This window comes from Kistimonas scapharcae, from assembly GCF_039540975.1.
Taxonomy (GTDB): Bacteria; Pseudomonadota; Gammaproteobacteria; order Pseudomonadales; family Endozoicomonadaceae; genus Kistimonas; species Kistimonas scapharcae.
Genome location: NZ_BAABFL010000273.1, coordinates 1 through 2076, shown reverse-complemented (window position 1 = coordinate 2076; position 2076 = coordinate 1). Strand labels below are relative to the sequence as shown.

2 protein-coding genes are annotated in these 2076 nt (G+C 49.4%); both read right to left on the bottom strand.

Annotated elements, in window-relative coordinates:
* Positions 1-62: 62 nt before the first annotated feature.
* Positions 63-266 (bottom strand): hypothetical protein, encoded by a 204-nt coding sequence (locus ABD892_RS10985; RefSeq protein WP_345195687.1) that lies wholly within the window; start codon positions 264-266, stop codon positions 63-65.
* A gap of 3 nt (positions 267-269) precedes the next feature.
* On the bottom strand, positions 270-1571 hold the full coding sequence (locus ABD892_RS10980) for a parallel beta-helix domain-containing protein (RefSeq protein ID WP_345195686.1): 1302 nt from the start codon (positions 1569-1571) through the stop codon (positions 270-272).
* Positions 1572-2076: the final 505 nt, after the last annotated feature.

The following is a 2076-nucleotide window of genomic DNA, read 5'->3' as shown; positions in this document are numbered from 1 at the left end:
GTTTTGTGCAAAAACTGTACTCTGTTGCCAAAAGTACGGCCAGCTTGCTCACATTCCCAAGGTTAAGCGGGATTTAAGGTATTCAGGTCATAGGGTACAACCCGATGACCTGTCGTAAGGTTGCCGTCCTCTATAGCCAATATGCGCCACTCGCTGAGACGCTCAGGATAATCGGAACCGGTCAGCATCATCCGGGGAGATTCCTTGCTGCAACCGGTCAGAAACAGGGAAGCCAGGAGTGACGCAATAACAGCTATGCGCGGCATGGTTCAGCCCTCTTTGCTGGTGTTGTCGGAAGACTCCAGAGTTGACAGCGTGCTTTTCTGTTGGCTATCCAGGAAACCCAGATCAATAGCAGCCATCTTCTGCATTTGGCAGTTGTGGGGTGATTTATCGGTGGATATGCCTTTGAAATCGTTGGAGGCATCAACGTTGATAAAGCCGGCGGCCGCATCATTGATGCAGAGAATGGTGTCGACGGGAGCCTTGCCATCCGCCAGTTTTTTGGGGTTAACCACGCCATCCCAGAGGATATCGGGCAGACGTCCGGTTAAGCCGAACTGGGCAACTTTCAGCGCTTTTAGCTCAAGTCGGCCTGGTGAGGTACCACCACCGCTGTAGGTGTTGTCGTAGATGAAAATACCTTCAGGGAACGGGTCAAAGTTGTCTGATACTTTGTACTCTTCCTGGTAATCAGCCGTCAGCAGACTGCTGACAATGATGTTGGCAGTGTCGTTGTCTTTCAGGTTATTACCAAATATCTCGACATTGTCGTTTGAATTGATCAGGATGCCGGAGCCGGCCGGTACACTGGCGACAGCGGTTCCCTTGGGGGCAAAATTTTCCGTGTTATTGCTGTAAATTTCGTTGTTGTAGATACGGGTGCTGTGACCGGGCTGGGTCAGGTAGGGCATGTTGAAGATCAGGACACCGCCGGTGTTATTGGTGGCGACATTGTTATAAACGTCAGCGCCGATGGTGTTTTCAATTTCATAACCGGCCACATTGTATTCTGCCCGGTTGTTACGAATGACGACGTTGTAAGACTGACCGACATAGATACCGGCATCTGATGCGCCAATGACGACCGAATCCTCAATTAGCGTGTTTTCTGTCATAACGGGATAAAAGCCATAAGAACCGTTTTCGGTGGATGGGCCGTTGGTCCATTCCGAACGAACCCGACGAATAACAATATTCTTCGCCTGGTTGATTTTGATGGAATCGCCCTTGGTATCTTCAATGGCCAGGTCTTCCAGGGTGAAATCGCTCGCGGTGACCATCATGCCTTCAGCGCCGGCGACCTGGTTTTTAAACGATAAAATGGTTTTGTCCATGCCGGCACCGCGGATGGTGACGCCATCGACACTGAGGGTCAGGCTGCGATCCAGTTCATAAAACCCTTCCGGAATCTCAATCACATCGCCAGGCTGGGCCATGACCAGCTGGGTTTGCAGCTTTTTGCCAAAACTTTTCTCTGGTGTCGGTACCTGTGCGGATGATGAAGGATCCTCGCTACAGCCGGCCAGTAAGACGGCCAGGGCGGGAATCATAAAACGGGAATAGGACACGATGGCTCTCTCCATTTCTTGTTATTGGTGTGCGCTCAGCGAGAGACAGTAAAAGCTGAGGTCACTGCTTATTCAGTAGCCCGGGACGATCACTCTACGGATAACAGGCGTCAGGAACTCGGCGAAAATTGGAAAAAGGCAGGCGTTTTTGAAATTGGTCAGTAAATTTCAGAAAGAGTCAGAGGAGGGGCGTTCGCAGGTTGATTGCCTTTGTAGTGTATTTGCGGGTAAAAGGTGTTAATGGGAAGGCATTTGTCACGAACGTCGGATGAACGCCGATTTTTGCATTTTTCTCTTAAAAGGATGATCTCCCTGCTTTTGTGACTGCTCATAAACGATTTAACCAACTCTGGAGGCTGATTGACGCGCCAAAATAACGGCAAAAGAGACGAAAAAAGTGATTTTTTAAGAAATCAGTCATTAGTTGCGTATTCTGGCACAACTTGAACACCGATTCTGGTAACTCTTGAACACCCATTCTGGTAAGTCTTGAACACTGATTCTG

What these genes read in the sequence shown, in the direction of transcription:
- ABD892_RS10985 (WP_345195687.1), bottom strand. Translation starts at nt 266, where the DNA reads ATGCCGCGCATAGCTGTTATTGCGTCACTCCTGGCTTCCCTGTTTCTG.